At 64.2% G+C, this 16883-nt stretch carries 15 protein-coding genes; 13 read left to right on the top strand and 2 right to left on the bottom strand.

Going from position 1 to position 16883, the window contains the following annotated elements; genetic code table 11:
• Position 1: 1 nt before the first annotated feature.
• Positions 2-1399, bottom strand: a complete 1398-nt coding sequence (locus BUB39_RS00160) for an amidase (protein ID WP_073050861.1) — start codon at positions 1397-1399, stop codon at positions 2-4.
• 520 nt (positions 1400-1919) lie between these two features.
• Between BUB39_RS00160 and BUB39_RS00155 the strand changes: the two genes are divergently transcribed.
• The 13 genes from BUB39_RS00155 to BUB39_RS00095 all read left to right on the top strand — a co-directional run bounded on the left by BUB39_RS00155 (position 1920) and on the right by BUB39_RS00095 (position 15507).
• Complete coding sequence (locus tag BUB39_RS00155; protein WP_084526803.1) at positions 1920-3509, top strand: ABC transporter substrate-binding protein; 1590 nt, start codon at positions 1920-1922, stop codon at positions 3507-3509.
• 95 nt (positions 3510-3604) lie between these two features.
• Entirely contained in the window at positions 3605-4561 is a 957-nt protein-coding gene (locus BUB39_RS00150) for an ABC transporter permease (protein WP_073050859.1), read from the top strand.
• 10 nt (positions 4562-4571) lie between these two features.
• Positions 4572-5474: an ABC transporter permease gene (locus BUB39_RS00145; protein WP_073050846.1), complete on the top strand. Its 903-nt coding sequence runs from the start codon at positions 4572-4574 to the stop codon at positions 5472-5474.
• Between the two features lie 24 nt (positions 5475-5498).
• Positions 5499-6575 (top strand): ABC transporter ATP-binding protein, encoded by a 1077-nt coding sequence (locus BUB39_RS00140; protein ID WP_073052629.1) that lies wholly within the window; start codon positions 5499-5501, stop codon positions 6573-6575.
• A 21-nt stretch (positions 6576-6596) separates the two neighbouring features.
• Entirely contained in the window at positions 6597-7712 is a 1116-nt protein-coding gene (locus BUB39_RS00135; protein ID WP_244540112.1) for an ABC transporter ATP-binding protein, read from the top strand.
• Positions 7713-7822: 110 nt separating this feature from the next.
• Complete coding sequence (locus BUB39_RS00130) at positions 7823-8779, top strand: acetamidase/formamidase family protein (RefSeq protein ID WP_073050845.1); 957 nt, start codon at positions 7823-7825, stop codon at positions 8777-8779.
• Positions 8776-10464 carry an asparaginase domain-containing protein gene (locus tag BUB39_RS00125; protein WP_073050844.1) on the top strand — a complete coding sequence of 563 codons (1689 nt, stop codon included), beginning with the start codon at positions 8776-8778 and terminating at the stop codon, positions 10462-10464. Before BUB39_RS00130 ends, BUB39_RS00125 begins: the two co-directional genes overlap by 4 nt.
• Positions 10465-10486: 22 nt before the next feature.
• On the top strand, positions 10487-10936 hold the full coding sequence (gene ureE / locus BUB39_RS00120) for an urease accessory protein UreE (RefSeq protein WP_073050843.1): 450 nt from the start codon (positions 10487-10489) through the stop codon (positions 10934-10936).
• Positions 10929-11606: an urease accessory protein UreF gene (locus BUB39_RS00115; protein WP_073050842.1), complete on the top strand. Its 678-nt coding sequence runs from the start codon at positions 10929-10931 to the stop codon at positions 11604-11606. The genes ureE and BUB39_RS00115 overlap by 8 nt, the downstream gene beginning before the upstream one ends.
• Before the next feature lie 13 nt (positions 11607-11619).
• The gene (gene ureB, locus BUB39_RS00110) at positions 11620-12318 is read left to right on the top strand and encodes an urease subunit beta (protein WP_084526801.1); all 699 of its coding nucleotides are present in this window, start codon (positions 11620-11622) and stop codon (positions 12316-12318) included.
• Between the two features lie 5 nt (positions 12319-12323).
• On the top strand, positions 12324-14030 hold the full coding sequence (gene ureC, locus BUB39_RS00105) for an urease subunit alpha (RefSeq protein ID WP_073050841.1): 1707 nt from the start codon (positions 12324-12326) through the stop codon (positions 14028-14030).
• The gene (gene ureG / locus BUB39_RS00100; RefSeq protein ID WP_139251290.1) at positions 14027-14668 is read left to right on the top strand and encodes an urease accessory protein UreG; all 642 of its coding nucleotides are present in this window, start codon (positions 14027-14029) and stop codon (positions 14666-14668) included. Before ureC ends, ureG begins: the two co-directional genes overlap by 4 nt.
• A complete protein-coding gene (locus BUB39_RS00095; RefSeq protein WP_073050840.1) occupies positions 14665-15507 on the top strand; it encodes an urease accessory protein UreD in 843 nt (280 codons plus the stop codon). The genes ureG and BUB39_RS00095 overlap by 4 nt, the downstream gene beginning before the upstream one ends.
• Here the strand turns inward: BUB39_RS00095 and BUB39_RS00090 are convergent.
• Positions 15500-16663 (bottom strand): extracellular catalytic domain type 1 short-chain-length polyhydroxyalkanoate depolymerase, encoded by a 1164-nt coding sequence (locus tag BUB39_RS00090; RefSeq protein ID WP_073050839.1) that lies wholly within the window; start codon positions 16661-16663, stop codon positions 15500-15502. The genes BUB39_RS00095 and BUB39_RS00090 overlap by 8 nt on opposite strands.
• Positions 16664-16883 lie beyond the last annotated feature (220 nt).

Genomic DNA, 16883 nt, shown 5'->3' with positions numbered 1-16883 from the left:
GTCAAAAGCGGGGAGGGTGGCGGGTGTGCCAATCCGTTGCCTGCTGGAAGGCATGGGCCGCGCGCAGCAGTGTCGGTTCCGACAGATGCGGACCGATCAACTGCATGCCGATCGGCATGCCGACGGCGGCGGCACCGCAAGGCAGCGTGATGCTCGGGCTTCCGCTGACATTGAAAGGCGAGGTGAAGCCGAGGAAACCGACGAGATCGGCAAGATACGAGTCCATTTCCTCGTAAAGCGCTCCAACCATCGGATAGACAGGCGAGATCAGCACATCGATGCTGGAGAACAGCCGGGCGATCTCGCCTTTGAAGCGGTCGCGCTTGATATAGGCGCGCGACATCGTCAGGGCGTCATAGCTGATCCCGCGTTCGAGCGCCGCGGCGAGCTGAGGGCCGAATAGGCTCTTGTCGGCCTCAAAGACGTCCTTGTGAAAGACGGCACTTTCCGTGTCGGTGATCACCATCTGGGCGAGGGTCGCCTCTCGGCGATCCGGCACGGTGACGGGCACAAGCGTCGCGCCGAGATCGCGGAAGTCTGCAATCGCCTGGCGCATGGCTGCTACGGTCTCGTCGTCGACGCCCGTCTCGAGATAGACCTCGTCAATCCCGATCCGCAGTCCGCGTGCGCCGAGTACGCCGTCGAGCGCGGCCAGATAATCCGGAACAGGCGCTGAAAGGCTGGTCGGATCGCAGGGGTCGGCGCCGGCCATGGCGTTGAACATCGCTGCGACATCGGCGGCGTTGCGTGCCATCGGCCCGATCGTGTCGAGTGAATCAGCGAGCGGAAACACGCCGTGGCGGCTGGTCCGGCCCCAGGTCGGTTTCAGGCCGGTGACGCCATTGGCCGCGGACGGAAAGCGGATCGAGCCGCCCGTATCCGTGCCGAGGCTTGCGAAGCAAAGGCCAGCTGCGGTGGCCGCGCCGGAGCCCGAAGAGGATCCGCCCGGCCAATAGGCTTCATTCCACGGATTGATGCAGCGTCCGAGCGCCGGATGATGCTCGCCGAATGCGCCTTCATGCAGGTGCAGGCGACCGAGAATGGTCGCGCCGGCGGTCTTCAAGCGATGCACCAATGTGGCGTCGCTGTCGGCGACGAAATCCCGATAGGCGAGGGTGCCGAAGGTCGAGGCGACGCCGCGCGTATGGAAGAGATCCTTAAGTGCGATCGGAACGCCGTGCAGCGGCCCGCGGTGGCGGCCAGACCTGATTTCTGCTTCGGCCACGGCTGCCTCGGCGAGGGCGGTGTCCGCTGTGACGAGAAGATAGGAATTGAGGGCGGGATCGACCGCTGCGATCCGTTCCAGCATCAACTCGGTCAGGCCGACGGGCGAGATGTCACCCGACGCGACGAGGGCCGAGACCTCGAGCAGCGAGGCATAGTGCAGCGGCGCACTCATCGCGTTCCGCCCATCGGCCGCAAGCGTGCTTCGGAGCGGAGAAGGCCTAGTCGGGTTGCACGACCAGGATCCGCGGCCCTGCGGCCCATGAGGTGTGCCGGAGAAATGCGTCGGCCGGACGACGTCGTCCTGGCCCCGCGGAATGTCCGCGCGAATTCAGCCTTGTCCATCTGGCCCATCATGCCTCCCAAGGGAATGAAGGCGGTTATATGTGAAAACCGATTAGTTGCAAACGATAATATTGAATGTCGAAAATATAGTCATACTGCCTGCGAATTACGCGCGGCGGCTCGTGCGGAATGGCGCACAAAAGCGCGATTTTACTGCGCTATATAAGTGCTCGAAGAAAAAATCGCAGCGTCCAGAAATGGCGGAAAATATAGGATTAACAATATTTTTAACGGCGATATTTGGTCGTTTTGTCACCGCTTGCCGGCCGTGCCGTAGCGCTGGCACAGCCCTTGCGAAACTCCCGATGAGCGCCTGCCGGGCAGGGCGGACGACAATCAGGAGAGAACATATGAACTCACCGAGAATGCGAGGCGTGCTTAAGCTGGCTGCGATTGCGATGTTCGGTCTCGGCCTTGCAGGGAATGCATCGGCCGAGTCCGTCCTGCGCGTCGCGATGACCGCCGCGGATATCCCGGACTACACCGGCGCTCCCGACCAGGGATATGAGGGATACCGCTTCGCCGGCTACACGCTCTATGACGCTCTCGCCCTCTGGGACCTGTCGAGCTCCGACAAGGCCGCCGACGTCGTCCCCGGCCTCGCCACCAGCTGGGAAATCGATCCGCAGAACAACAAGCGCTGGATCTTCAACCTGCGCCAGGGTGTCACCTACCACGACGGTTGCCCGTGGAACGCCGATTCCGCGATCTGGAACTTCAACCGCGTGATGGACCCCAAGGCGCCGCAGTTCAACGCGCGCCACGTCGGCCAGATGGGCACCTATGTGGTGAACATCGCAAGCGTCGACAAACTGGATGACTACAAGATCGCCATCAATACAAAGGCGCCAAGCTCGCTGTTTCCCTACGAAATGGCAATGTACTACATGATTTCGAATTGCGCCGTCACGGCGGCTGGCAATGATTACAATGTCTACATGAAGAAGCCGTCGGGAACCGGGCCTTACAAGTTCGATTCCGTCGTGCCGCACGAGCGGCTCGAACTGGTCAAGAACGACAAATACTGGAATCCGGCGCGAATTCCCAAGCATGATCGGCTGGTCCTGCTGCCGATGCCGGAGGCATCGACACGCGCCGCCGCGCTGCTCTCCGGCCAGGTCGACTTCGTCGAGGCGCCGTCGCCCGACACCATCCCACGCCTCAAGGATGCGGGGATGCAGATCATCACCGTGCCCTATCCGCATAACTGGGACTACATGCTGCGGGTCGACACGCCGCCTTTCAACGATATCCGCGTCCGGCAGGCCGCGAATTATGCAATGAACCGGCAGGATATGGTCGACATGCTGCAGGGCGTGGCGGTGGCGGCGGACCAGACGCTGATCGATTCTCAGCCCTGGTACGGACACCCGGTCAAGTATGACTATGATCCGGACAAGGCTGCGGCGCTGCTGAAGGAAGCGAACTGCTCGCCCTGTAAGATCAAGGTCGGCATTTCGACCTCCGGCTCCGGGCAGATGCAGCCGCTGCCGATGAACGAACTGGTCAAGGAGCAACTCGAGGCCGTCGGATTCCAGGTTCAGCTCGAGCCGATGGACTGGAATGCGCTGATTGGTGTCTTCCTGTCAGGCGCTGCGAAGAGCGACTTCAATGCCATCAACTTCTCGATGGCGCCGATCGACCCGGTGCAGGGCATCCTCAAGAAGTGGATGACCGAATATCAGCCGCCCGCCTGCTGCAACTGGGGCTTCTACTCCAATGCGAAGCTCGACGACCTCGGCAAGCAGGCTTTGGCCGAATTCGATCCGGCGAAGCGCAACGCCCTGCTGACCGAGATGAACGAGATGGCCGTAGCCGACGCTTCGGAACTCTACATCGTCCACGACCTCAATCCGCGTGCGCTTTCGCCGAAGCTCTCCGGCTTCGTGCAGGCGCAGAGCTGGTTCCAGGACCTGACCCCCATCGTCGTCGCGCCATGATCTGACGACGAAAGGCCGCGGACGGTTTTAGTTCGCGGCCCTTTTCCCGGCGATGGACCGTGTGGCCGGGACGATCCGAATTACGGAGGCAAGCGATGTGGCTTTACGCGCTTCGGCGCATCATCCTGACCATCCCGATCCTTTTCGGCGTGACCGTAATCTGCTTCGCCTTGGTGCAGATCGCGCCGGGAGACCCGATCCAGAATCTCCTCTCGCCAACGGCGAGCCAGGCCGACGCCGAGAGGCTGCGCGCCGCCTACGGTCTCGATAAGCCGCTTCCTGTCCAATACGTGATCTGGCTCGGCAAGGTGCTGGTCGGCGACATGGGCATGTCGATCGCGAACAATACCCCGGTGACGGGCGAGGTGCTTCGCGCGTTCATGAATACGATCGTCATCGCGATGATCGCTGTGGTGATCGCCTTCGTGCTGTCGACGATCTTTGGCGTTGCGGCCGCCTATCGATCAGGGGGGCTTGTCGACAAGGCGATCACGGCGGTCGCGGTGTTCGGCATCAGCGTCCCGACCTTCTGGCTTGGCGTCATCCTGGTCATCATCTTCGCGGTCAACCTGTCATGGCTCCCGGCGACCGGCATGGGCGCCGGAGGCTCCAAAGGCTTCGACTATCTGAGCTGGAGCGACTTCAGGTTTGCCGTGATGCCGATCATCGCGCTGGCCCTCCCACCGCTCGGCATCATGACGCGGACGACCCGTTCCTCGCTTTCGGAAATCCTCAACCAGGACTTTGTCCAGACGCTGCGTGCCAAGGGGCTGACCGAGACGGAGGTCATGATCCATGCCGTCCGCAACATCATGCCGGCAGCCGTCGCCATGCTCGGCCTGCAACTTGGCTACCTGATCGGTGGTTCGGTCCTGGTCGAGACGGTCTTCACCTGGCCGGGCACCGGCTACCTGCTGAACAAGGCGATCCTGACGCGCGATATCCCGCTCTTGCAGGGAACCATCCTCGTGCTCGCGACGGCCTTCGTTCTCATCAATCTCGTCGTCGATCTTGCGCAGTCGCTTATCGACCCGCGCATCAAACGAAGCTGAGAGGCACCCGATGACCGACGCTGTCGCCAATTCGCTTGCGGTTGCTCCCAGCCAGTCCGCGCCGACCGCGCGCGTGCGCAGCTATTGGGGCGGCGTGTGGCAGAGGCTGCGCTACGACTATGTCACGCTGTTCTGCATCGCCCTCATCATCCTGATTGTGCTTTCGGCGGTGTTCGCTCCCTGGCTGGCTCCGTTCGATCCCTACAAGTCGTCGATGGCCAATCGTCTCAGGCCGATCGGCTACAAGCAGTTCCTGCTCGGCACCGACGAGCAGGGTCGCGACATGCTGAGCCGTCTTCTCTATGGCGGTCGGGTCTCGCTGCTGATGGGCATCGTCCCGGTCATCCTGGCGACGGTGATCGGCGGCCTGTTCGGCGTCGTGGCCGGATATTACGGGCGGAAGGTCAACATGGGCATCATGCGCACCATGGACATCTTCTTCGCCTTTCCCTCGGTTCTTCTGGCGGTGGCGATCTCCGGTAGCCTCGGTGGCGGCATCACCAACCAGATGCTGACCCTGACCGTCGTGCTCATTCCGCCTATCTGCCGCGTGGCCGAAACGGCGACGAGCCAAGTCCGCAACATGGACTTCGTCGATGCCGCGCGCGCAACCGGCGCCTCGACGACCTCGATCCTCTTCACCCATGTGCTCATCAATGTGATGTCACCGGTGCTCGTCTACGCATCGACGCTCGTTTCCATCTCCATCATCTTGGCCTCGGGCCTGTCCTTTCTGGGGCTCGGCGTATCGCCGCCGACGGCCGATTGGGGGCTCATGCTCTCGACCCTGCGGCAGTCGATCTATGTGCAGCCGCTGGTTTCCGCCATTCCCGGCGTCGCAATCCTCGTCACTTCCATCGCGTTCAACCTGGTGAGCGACGGCTTGCGCCAGGCCATGGACGTCAAGGCCTGATCGAAAGGGACGCAGATGACCCAGATGGCAATATCGCCACCCGCGGCCGCCTCCGAGGATCCGCGTGATCGCGGCGGTCCCGCCCAGCCGATGCTGATCGTCGACGGCATCCGGAAGTACTTCCCCATTCGCGCCGGCGTGCTCAACCGGACGGTCGCCGAGGTCAAGGCGGTTGACGACATCTCGTTCTACGTCGTCAAGGGCGAGACGCTCGGCATCGTCGGCGAGAGCGGCTGTGGCAAGTCAACGCTTGCGCGCTTGCTGATGCATCTCATCGATCGCGACGACGGCCATCTCATCCTCGATGGTGATCTCGTCGGCGAGGAAACCGGCGTCCCGCTCGATGGACTTCGGCGCGCCCTGCAGATGGTGTTCCAGGACAGCTATTCCTCGCTCAATCCGCGCCTGCCGATCGAGCAGTCGATCGCCTATGGCCCGAAAGTGCAGGGCGCATCGTCAAAGGTGGCCAAGGCTCAGGCGCGCGCGCTGATGGAGAAGGTCGGCCTCAAGGCGAACCTGTTCGCTCAACGCTATCCGCATGAACTCTCGGGCGGCCAGAAGCAGCGCGTCAATATCGCCCGAGCTCTGGCGCTCGATCCGCGGCTCCTTATCCTTGACGAGGCCGTGTCGGCGCTCGACAAGTCCGTCGAGGCGCAGGTGCTAAACCTGCTTGAGGATCTCAAGCGGCAGCTCAACCTCACCTATATCTTCATCTCCCACGACCTCCATGTCGTCCGCTACATCTCGGACCGCGTTTTGGTGATGTATCTCGGTCAGGTCGTGGAGATCGGTCCCGTGGACAAGATCTACGAGGATCCGCAGCACCCCTACACGCAGGCTCTGCTGGCCTGTCGGCTGTCCATGGATCCCGAGGAACGGGTCGAAGCGGCGCCACTCGCCGGCGATCCGCCCAACCCGGTCAATCCGCCATCGGGCTGTCGCTTCCATACGCGCTGCCCGTTCATGGAGGATGTCTGCATGTCCAAGGCGCCGTCCCTCGGCGATGTGTTGCGATCGTCTGCCCAGGACCATCTGGCCGCCTGCCACATGGTTCATCCCGGTTCCGGCCACAGTCGTGCGCCGCTCGCGGTTCGTGCCTGACCTTTGGCGCAGGAGAACGAAATGAACGACATGACGCCTACCAATCTCTCCGGCTCAATGCCACTGGCGGCGCCCTTTGTCCGCGTAAAGGATCTGCGGGTTCGCTTCGTCAGTCGCGAAGCGACGGTCCGCGCCGTCAACGGTGTCACATTCGACCTCGCGCGGGGCGAGGTGCTGTGTGTCATCGGCGAGTCCGGCTCCGGCAAGTCGGTGATGATGCGCTCGCTGCTGCGCCTTCATCCCAAGAAGCGGACGGTGATCGAGGGAAGCATGCAGGTCGGCGAGCATGACATCGGCGCGGTCAGCGACCGCGTGCTGTCGAAGCTCCGCGGCTCGACGATCTCGATGATCTTCCAGGAGCCGATGACGGCGCTCGACCCGCTCTACACGATCGGCGACCAGATCGTGGAAACGGTGCGCCGTCATGAGGGGCTCGGCCGTGAGGCGGCTTGGGCGCGGGCCCTCGAACTGCTGGAACTCGTGCGCGTTCCCTCTCCCGAACGCCGGCTGAAGGCCTATCCGCACGAATTGTCGGGAGGGCTGCGTCAGCGGGCGATGATCGCCGTGGCGCTGTCCTGTCGCCCGAGCCTCCTGCTGGCGGACGAGCCGACAACGGCACTCGATGCCTCGGTGCAGATCCAGGTCCTGGTGCTGCTGCGCAAGCTGCAGCGCGAGATGGAAATGTCGATGATCTTCGTCACGCATGACCTCGGCGTCGCGGCACAGATCGCGGACAAGGTCGCCGTGATGTATGCCGGCCGCATCATCGAATACGGCACCGTCGCCGACGTCCTCAATCGCCCGCAGCATCCTTATACGAGGGCGATGCTTGCCTCGACGGTGAAGGACCAGGAGCGCGGCGTCCAGCTCGAGGCAATCGCGGGCAGTCCGCCTGATCTGAGGGCGCTTCCCGACGGCTGCAGCTTCCTGCCGCGCTGCGGCTACGCGAAGCCCGAATGCGCCGTCGCCATGCCGCCTGAGACCGTTGATGCACGCGGCCACATGGCGCGCTGTTACCGCGTCGGCGTCGAGGGTCAGAGGCTGGCCTTCAGCGCGCCAGCCATACAGCCATCGGTTTGTACGAACGCATCCCAATTGGCCGCAGCGAGGGCGGAAATGCTGGGTCGTCAGGCTTAGCGGCTGCCATTTGAGAGATTTCCCTCACCGACAAACCCCTGCGATGCCGAGATGAGCGGCCCTGCTTCGGCTGCAACGCCCGGCTCACGCCGTTCCTGGAGGACAGAAGAGTGGCGAAGTTCCACCTGAAGCCGAGCGTCGAGACCTGCCATTGGGGCTATTTCGATGCGACGCAACGGCCTGCGCTGACGGTCGCGAGCGGCGACATCGTGACGATCGATACGGTGACGGGGCCACCGGACGTTCTGCCCGACCGGACGAAGTTCCATATCCCGGATGGCCTCGATGCGATCCATGCCGGGCTTCGCGCCGAGGGCCCGCATATCCTGACCGGACCTGTCTATATCGAAGGCGCGAAACCCGGCATGGTCGTCGAGATTCGCATCCACGAGGTCTCCCTGCTGCAGGATTGGGGCTTCAACCTCATCCTGCCGCTGCTCGGCACGCTCCCGCACGACTATGACGAGCCGCGCCACGCCAACATTCCGCTCGATCGCGACCGCAATGTCGGCATTCTGCCCTGGGGGCTGGAGCTCGAACTGAAGCCGTTCTTCGGCGTGATGGGTTTCGCGCCGCCCAAGGGATGGGGCCGCATCTCCTCGATCGCGCCGCAGGCGACGGGCGGCAATCTCGACAACAAGGAGCTGGTCGCCGGCAGCACGCTATTCCTGCCGGTCTTCACCGACGGCGGACTGTTCTCCTGCGGCGACGGGCATGGCGCGCAGGGCGATGGCGAAGTCTGCGTGACGGCCATCGAAACGGCGCTCAGCGGGACGTTCGAGTTCATCCCGCACAAGGATCTCGCCTTCACCTATCCGCGCGCCGAGACGGACACCCACTACATCACCATGGGCATGGACCCCGATCTTGACCAATGCGCCGTGAAAGCACTGCGCGAGATGATCGCCCTGATCGGCGAGAAGACGGGCCTCTCGGCCGCGGACGCCTACATGCTCTGCAGCCTCGCCGGAGACCTGCACGTCACCCAGACCGTCAATGTTTCCAAGGGGGTGCACATGATGATGGAAAAGAAGCTGCTCGCTGTGCGCGGGGGAGAGGGCGCATGACGAAGATTCGCATCGCCCATCTTGCCGGTCCCACGGCGACAATCCAGAACACGCCTCCGCTGGTCACGTCGAACAAGGCGCGCATTGCCAGGGGGCTGCCGACGCGTTCCGCCGGTGACGGAGAAAACGCCGCCTTCGACGTGCTTCGCGCTCAGCGTCTTGCCGCGCCAGCGAAAGTCTATGTCGAGCAGTTTTCGGCCCATCCGCTCGAGGCTGACAGCGCCGAGCTTTATGCCCCGCCCGATGGCTATATCGGCGCCGACGGCAGCTTCAGTGCCGAGCGCCGCGCGGAAAGCGACAAGCCTGTCTACGAGATCGAGCTTTCGCCTGAGGACGGTCTTTATCCGCTGCCCTATATGGCGCTGCAACGGGACGGCTCGCCCTGGGAGGAGGAGGCGCCTGTCCCGGGCGGCCGTGTCTCGCGGCAGGGGTTTTTCCCGGATGGCTCGCGCAGTTTCGAGGAGATCGACCGCCTTTCGATCGGGGCGGACGGGCTCGGCAATCTGATCGGCGGCCGCGCCTACGTCGATTTCTATCGCGTCTCTCCGCCGGGCGGCTTCAGCAAGGGACTGGAGGAAGATCGGCGCACCGATACCGGAACAGGCGATATCGAGGCGGAAAGGCTCGGCTGGGACTTCTTTGCTTACAAGCCCTTCCATCTCGCGAAGTCGCCGCCGCGCCCGGTCCTCGCCAAGATCACCAATGACGTCCAGGCGATCATGTCCTCGGGCAATTATGACGGCGCGATCTGGACGCAGGGCAGTCCGCAGGTCGAGGAAATCGCCTACTGGTTCAATCTCCTCATCGACACCAACCTGCCGATCGCCTGCAACGCGGCGCAGCGGCCGCAGGGACAGATCAGCAATGACGGCCCGGCCAACATCGTCGACTCCGTCACCTACATCCAGTCGCGCATCTGGGACGATGGCAAGGGCGGCAATCGCTGCGGAACGGTCGTTATCCAGGAGCAGCAGTTCTTCGCCGCACGCGAGGTCGCGAAGGTCGACGCGAGACCCGGCGGCTATATAGCGACCGGTGGCCATGGCGGCATACTTGGCCAGGTCACCCATACCGGCAAACCCTACCTCATGTATCTGCCGGCCTATCGCCATACGGCCTCGTCGGCGGTCAAGCTGACCAGCCTGCCGACGCGCGTGACCGCGACGCAGCTGACCCCGGATGGTATCGATCAGGTCGACGTCGTCGTGAAGGACGAAAGCGGGAAGCTGCGTGGCGATGCCATCCCACTCGTGTCGATCGTGAAGGATGGTGGCTTCGCCGCCGATGCGTTCGGCGATGATCCCGAGGGCGAGGCCGATCTCGGCTTTCTGATCCGGCACCGACTCGAGAGCGGCCGGCTGGTCGGCTTCGTCGTCGAGGGGTTGGTGCCCTACGGCATGGCGACATCTGAATTGCGCATGGCCATGCTGCGTCAGGCAAGCTTCAGCGGCGCGCCCGTCGTCCGTGTCGGCCGCGGCTATCCGGAGGGTTTTGCCGATCCCGATCCGCTATCGATCGCCGGCATGAACCTCACCGCCACGAAGGCGCGGCTGTTGCTGATGGCGGCGCTGATGAAGTTCGGCAGCCTGCCCGCCGCCGCCGATCCGGCTCATCCGACCGATGCCGAAGTCGCCGCGTTGAAAGCGGCCGTGGCGGAATACCAGCAAATCTTCGACACCCATTGAACGACGCGCGGAGATCAGGGCGATGCTGAGACTTCACGGGATCATCGGCAGGGAAACGGATCCGGCCTATCGCGGACGCCTGCATGCGCTCGAGCATCACGACGGCATCGAACTGCTGTTCGTTCCGCCCGAGGATGCCGGGCGCAAGCGCTTTCGCCTCGCCACCGATCGCGGCACGGACTGTGCCGTCAGCCTCGACCGCGACGAGGAGCTCGTCGATGGGGCGCTGCTCTATTTGGGGCCGGAACGTGCCATCATCGCGCGCTTCGGTGCCCAGGCGATCTGGCGCCTCCGACCGTCAACGCCTGCTGCAGCACTGAAGCTCGGCTGGAACGCCGGCAACCTCCATTGGCGCGTGCGCTTCGAGGATGATTGCCTCGCCGTGTTGCTGGACGGGCCGCTTGCCGATTACCGCGCCCGGATCGCGCCGCTGATCGCTGAAGGCGAGGTCTCGGATCTTGCCGATGTTTGACGCCCTGACCGCGCTTGCGCTCTGCCAATATGGCGACAGCGCCTATCCAGCCGGAGGCTTTGCCTTCTCCTGGGGCGTCGAGGGACTTGCCGCCGACGGCCTGCTGAAAGGAGCGGCCGATCTCGACGAACTGATCGGCGAGCATCTCGAAGCGCGCTGGAGCACCATGGACCGTCCCTTGCTGCGCCGGGCCTTTCGCGCCGCCGATCTCGAAGCGGTGGCGGTCATCGACCGTCTCGCCGATGTGGCGACTCCCTCAGCACCGATGCGCGACGGCTCACGCCGGGCCGGCCGCGCGCTGCTCGGCGTCTCGGCGCGCCTCGGCCATGCAAAGTCGCAGGCCTATCGCGCTATGCTGGATGACAATCCGCGTCTTGGCCATCTGCCTGTCGTCCAGGCCGTCGTCTATCGCGACGCCGGGCTCAGTCTCGAAGCGGCGGAACTTGTGTCCGGCTGGACCTTGGTGAACGGCCTGGCCAGCGCCGCCGTGCGCCTCGGTATCATCGGCCATGTCGAGGCGCAGGGCAGCCTGATCGCCGCACGCGGGCAGTTGGCAATGCTGGTGGCCGAGCTGTGTCCGGACGAACTGCGCCCGTCGAGCTTCACGCCGCTGATCGATATCGCGATCTCGCGCAATCCCTCGCGGCATGTCCGCATGTTCACGACCTGAAACGGGGCTCGCCATGATGAACCTGACGCCGACCGAAATGGACCGCCTCGTTATCTTCACGGCGGCGGAAATGGCGCGCCGAAACCGGGCGCTCGGCATCCGCCTGAGCCATCCTGAGGCTGTGGCGCTCCTGACTGACGAGGTCATGCTCGCCGCTCGGCGCGACATGCCCTATGCCGAGATTCGCGACATGGCGAGCCAGTTGCTCACGACAGACGACGTCGAGCCGGGCGTCGCCGAGATGGTGACGATGATCTACATCGAGTGCCACTTCGCCGAGGGCACGAAAGTCATGGCGCTGTTCGAGCCGATTTCACGCGGCGCGGCGCCGTTGCTCGACGAGGTCGTCCCGGGCGAAATTATTGGCGGGGAGGGCGACATTGCGATGTTCGCCGACCAGCCGGTCGTCACGCTCGACGTCGTCAATACGGGCGACCGCGACGTCCAGGTCCGTAGCCATTCGCATTTCTTCGAGGTCAATCGTGCGCTGCAGTTCGATCGCGCCGCGACGTTCGGCATGAAGATCGATCGCCCCGCCGGAACCGGCATCCGCTTCGAGCCGGGCGTCGTAAAGACCGTGCGGCTGGTGCCGATCGCCGGCGACCGCATCGTGATGGGCCAGGCCGGCCTCGTGAACGGTCCGCTCGACGAGCCCGGCGCGCGCGAACGATCACTCGAGCTTGCCCGCGCCCGCGGCTATCGGGGAGCCTGAACACAATGGCCATGATGAGCCGCAAGGCCTATGCAGACCTCTACGGGCCGACCAAGGGCGATCTTGTCCGCCTCGGCGATACCGGGCTCTTCGTGGAAATCGAGGAGGACTACACCGTCTATGGCCACGAACTCCTTATTGGCGCCGGCAAAAACCTGCGCGACGGCGAAGGCATCAACGCCTACCGGACCTCGTCCGACAAGATCCTCGATATCGTCATCAAGAACGCGACGATCATCGATGCAGTTGCCGGCATCGTGAAGGCCGATATCGGCATCCGCGACGGTCGCATCGTCGGCATCGGCAAGGCCGGCAATCCCGATGTCATGCCGGGCGTCCATCCCGATCTCATCGTCGGCCATACGACGTCGCCGGTCTCCGGCGAAGGCTTTATCGTGACGGCCGGCGCCGTGGAAAGTCACGCGCACATCCAGTCGCCCGAGCAATCGGAACATGCGCTGGCCGGAGGAACGACAACGCTGGTCGGCGGTGGTCCCGGACCGGTTTTCGAAGTCGGCAGCGGCAGCACGGCGACCTTCGGGCGGTTCCTGCAGGCCACCGAGCATTCGCCGCTCAATTTCGCGCTGTTCGGGCGCGGCGGCTCGGATCCGCGCGCGGTCGAGGAATCGGTCGCAGCCGGCGGCATGTCGGTGAAGATCCATGAGGACTTCGGCGCCTCGCCGGCCGTGATCGACCAGACGCTCGTCGCGGCGGACCGCAACGATTTCGCGGTTCACCTGCACACCGATTCGATCAACGAGTTCGGCTTCTGCGAGGACACGATGGCGGCGGTCGATGGCCGCACGATCCACATGTATCACGTCGAGGGCGCAGGCGGCGGCCACGCGCCGGACCTCCTCAAGGTGGTCTCCTACGAGAACGTCATCCCGTCCTCGACCAACCCCACCAACCCCTACACCAGCTATGGGATGGAAGAGGGCGTGCCGATGACGATGATAGCGCACCAGCTCAACTACAACACGCCCGAAGACGTGGTGTTCGGTGAAGCACGGGTGCGCGCGCAGTCGATGGCTGCGGAAGATTTCCTGCATGACATGGGTGCGATCTCGATCTTCGGCACGGACACGCAGGGCATGGGGCGTCTGGCCGAGAATGTTGCCAATTGCTGGCAACTCGCCAGCGTCATGAAGGAGCGCGTCGGGCGGTTGGCCGAAGAGACGACGGCGCGGGCGGATAATGAACGCGTCAAGCGCTACATCGCCAAGCTCACCATCAATCCGGCGATCGCAGTCGGAATCGCCGATCACGTCGGTTCGATCGAGCCGGGCAAGATGGCGGATCTGGTGATCTGGCCGCGTGCCTCGTTCGGCATCAAGCCGTTCATGGTGATCAAGGGCGGTTTTGTCGCCTGGGCCGCCATGGGTGACGGCAATGGCAGCCTCAGCGTCTCCGAGCCGATGATCCAACGCCCCATGTGGGGCTCGCTCGGCGCTGCGCCGCGGCATCTCGGCGTCAACTTCATGTCGAAGCTTGCGATCGACGCCGATGTTCGCGGCCGGCTCGGCCTCGGCAAACAAAGTGTCCCGATCAGGAACGTCCGCAAGCTCGGCAAGTCGGACATGCTGAGGAACAGCGCCAAGCCGTTTGTCGAGGTCGATCCCCAGACCTTCGAAGTGCGGGCCGATGGCAAGCTCCTGATGTGTCCGCCCGCCGTGAAGGTGCCGCTAGCCCGGAGATATATGCTGCGATGAACGTGGTGACTCAAATAGCGACGAAGCCTGTCGCGGCGGCGCGGGTCGGCATTGGCGGACCGGTCGGCTCCGGCAAGACGGCGCTCGTTGAGCGCCTCATCCCGGCGCTGCAGGCGCGCGGCATCGATATCGCCGTCATCACCAATGACCTGGTGACGGCGGAGGATGCCGAGCGCATCCGCCGATCGGGCCTGATCGATCCGGAGCGCGTCTCGGCCGTCGAGGCGGGTGCCTGCCCGCACACGGTGATCCGTGAGGATCCGACGCTGAACATCGAAGCCGCCGATGCGTTGGAGCGACGGTTTCCGGGCGTCGAGCTGATCCTGATCGAGAGCGGAGGCGACAATCTCGCCTCGACATTCTCTCGCGATCTCACCGATTTCTGGCTGTTCGTCATCGATGTCGCTGGCGGCGACGACATTCCACGAAAACGGGGGCCGGGGCCCATCCGCTGCGACGTCCTCATCATCAACAAGACCGATCTCGCGCCCCATGTCGGCGTCGATCTTGGCCGCATGCATGCCGAGGCGCTGACCGTGCGCGCCAACCGCCCCGTGCTGCTGACCAATTGCCGGCGTGGCGAGGGCATCGATGCGGTGGTTGCGATGATCGAAAAAGACGTGCTGTTTCGGGCGTGACCATCGCGGCGCTCGCAACCCACGCGCAGCTTGATCTCGGCTTTGCCCGGCGCGGCGAGCGAACCGTGATGGATCGACGGCTGTTTGCGTGGCCTTTCGTGCTGACACGTTCCTTCGCGCTCGATGCCGTCCCGGCGCATATGCTGTCCGTGATCGTGCAGACGAGCAGTGGCGCCGTGCATGGCGAGGACCGCCTGAAGCAGCGCATCCGCGTCGCACCGGGCGCGGCGGCGCATATCACCACGCAGGGGGCGACCTCGGTGCATCGCGCTCATCCGGGGTTTACAAGCCGCGAAGCCATCACGCTCGAGGTCGCCCCTGATGGCCAACTCGAATACCTGCCGGAGCCGCGCATCCTGTTTCCAGATTCCGCGCTGGACCAGACGGTTGAGATCGAGGTGGCGCGATCTGGCGCGGCGATCATCGCCGATGCGTTCACGGTCCATGATCCGCTTGGCGAGGCCCGTTCCTTTCGCCGCCTGACCTCATCGACGATCCTGAGACGCGCGGGTGAAGCGGCACTGATCGACCGGCTCGATATCATGGCTCTCCCGCGGCGACGCGGCTCCCGCTATGCGGCGTTCGGAACGGTGCTGATGGTGATGCCCGAGGGCATCGGGAGGTGTGAGGAGCTGGCGCTGACGCTGACGGAGCGCCTTGGGTCGCTCGGCGATCTCTATGGCGCCGCGAGTCCGCTGCCGATGCGCGCCGGAGTCGGCGTCCGTCTCGCGGCGCCCGATCTTCGCAGCGTCAGGGCGGGTATCACCGCATCGTGGATTGCCTATCGGCTGGCGCTGCATGGCGTTGCGCCAGCCGATAGGCGGTTTGCGGCTACATGAGACCCGCTTGACGAAGCGCGTCCTCGATCACCTTTCGGATTCCGCCAGCCCCCTGATGGCCTGCCGGCTCGGCCTTGGCTCCGTTCGTGCCTTGCCGCCTGGCGGAAGGATCGTCGCGCATCGGCATTTCGGCCGATACCAGCATCTCGTCAGGCTCCAGCACGCGCGCTCGTGTCTGAACGTCCGAAGTCGCGTTCTCTTCCGTGAGCCCCCAGCGCTCCGCGATCAGGCGGGTCGAGGCTATGCCGACATCGAGAATGAACGGACCAGCAGCGCCAAGCGCATCCGGCCCCTTGTCGTCGATCGGCGTGCCATGCCCCATGCCGGCGATCAGCAGTTGTTCGAGGCAGATGCCGCCGCCGGTGTCGCGCCAGGTCCGATGCGTCAGCCGGCCCGACTTGACGACCTCGTCCGGCTCCGCCGCCACCTGATGCACGCCGCGCCATTGCTCGATGATCGCGTCGGCATTGGCGGCGCCGACGGTCCGGTCGCCGGTCCCCTGCCAAACGGACAGTGTTGGCCAGCCAGTCGCCGGTTCTGCATCGGGCAGCAGTCTGCGCAGAGCCGGGCCATCCGGCAGTCCATGCGCACGCATCGTATCGAACGCGCCTGGAATCGTCGTCGCGACACCGTAGGGGAGGCCCGCAATGATCGCGCCGCCGGCAAAGAGCTCGGGATAATCAGCGAGCATCACGAGAGCCATGGCGCCGCCTGCCGAAAGCCCGGTGACATAGATCCGGCTGCGGTCGATCGGATAGGTGGTGGCCATCCGCTCGATCATCTGGCGGATCGACAATGCCTCACCCTGGTCGCGCTTGAAGTCCGACGACTGGAACCAGTTGAAGCAGCCGTTGAGATTGTTGGCTTGGACTTGTTCGGGGAAGAGCAGGGCGAAACCAGCCTCGTCCGCCAGCACCGACCAGCCGGTGCCGGCGTCATAGCCCGCGGCTGACTGCGTGCAACCATGCAGCACCACCACGAGCGGCATCGGCTTGGAGCGCCGCTTCGGAAGATAAATCCGGCCCTTGAGCGCGCCGGGGTTCGACCCAAAAGGGCCGAGGTCCGACAGGCGGTCGTCAGTGGCTGACGGCGCAGCGGGCTGCTTCATGGCCTTGAATGCCGCCAGGCGAGCGATCGTATCGGAGAGATTGCGCATTGTGGCTCCTCGGCGGCAATCCGCCAAGCGGAATGCCTATTTCAGGAGGCAGCAAGAACGGTTCATGCTGCACTGCACAATGCATATAGGAGGCGTTTTGCGCTTCACCAGCGCGCCGCCGCCGATTTCCAGAATTCGTGATCTTTGGCGATTGGGAGCGGCGGACGGCCCAGCAATCCAGGCGGTCCGCGCTAGGCTCGTAACGGCCCAGCCTGCCGTC

Origin of the sequence: Kaistia soli DSM 19436 (assembly GCF_900129325.1) — a bacterium.
In the GTDB taxonomy this organism is placed as follows: Bacteria; Pseudomonadota; Alphaproteobacteria; order Rhizobiales; family Kaistiaceae; genus Kaistia; species Kaistia soli.
The sequence above is the reverse complement of the archived record's forward strand: the minus strand, read 5'-3'. Positions and strand labels throughout refer to the sequence as shown.

Bases quoted from the DNA above. Each gene is read 5' to 3' on its own strand.
- BUB39_RS00090 (WP_073050839.1), bottom strand. From the start codon at position 16,663: ATGCGCAATCTCTCCGATACGATCGCTCGCCTGGCGGCATTCAAGGCC.
- ureC (WP_073050841.1), top strand. From the start codon at position 12,324: ATGGCCATGATGAGCCGCAAGGCCTATGCAGACCTCTACGGGCCGACC.
- BUB39_RS00115 (WP_073050842.1), top strand. From the start codon at position 10,929: ATGTTTGACGCCCTGACCGCGCTTGCGCTCTGCCAATATGGCGACAGC.
- BUB39_RS00140 (WP_073052629.1), top strand. From the start codon at position 5,499: ATGGCAATATCGCCACCCGCGGCCGCCTCCGAGGATCCGCGTGATCGC.
- BUB39_RS00160 (WP_073050861.1), bottom strand. From the start codon at position 1,399: ATGAGTGCGCCGCTGCACTATGCCTCGCTGCTCGAGGTCTCGGCCCTC.
- BUB39_RS00125 (WP_073050844.1), top strand. From the start codon at position 8,776: ATGACGAAGATTCGCATCGCCCATCTTGCCGGTCCCACGGCGACAATC.
- BUB39_RS00145 (WP_073050846.1), top strand. From the start codon at position 4,572: ATGACCGACGCTGTCGCCAATTCGCTTGCGGTTGCTCCCAGCCAGTCC.
- ureG (WP_139251290.1), top strand. From the start codon at position 14,027: ATGAACGTGGTGACTCAAATAGCGACGAAGCCTGTCGCGGCGGCGCGG.
- ureB (WP_084526801.1), top strand. From the start codon at position 11,620: ATGATGAACCTGACGCCGACCGAAATGGACCGCCTCGTTATCTTCACG.
- ureE (WP_073050843.1), top strand. From the start codon at position 10,487: ATGCTGAGACTTCACGGGATCATCGGCAGGGAAACGGATCCGGCCTAT.
- BUB39_RS00150 (WP_073050859.1), top strand. From the start codon at position 3,605: ATGTGGCTTTACGCGCTTCGGCGCATCATCCTGACCATCCCGATCCTT.
- BUB39_RS00155 (WP_084526803.1), top strand. From the start codon at position 1,920: ATGAACTCACCGAGAATGCGAGGCGTGCTTAAGCTGGCTGCGATTGCG.
- BUB39_RS00135 (WP_244540112.1), top strand. From the start codon at position 6,597: ATGAACGACATGACGCCTACCAATCTCTCCGGCTCAATGCCACTGGCG.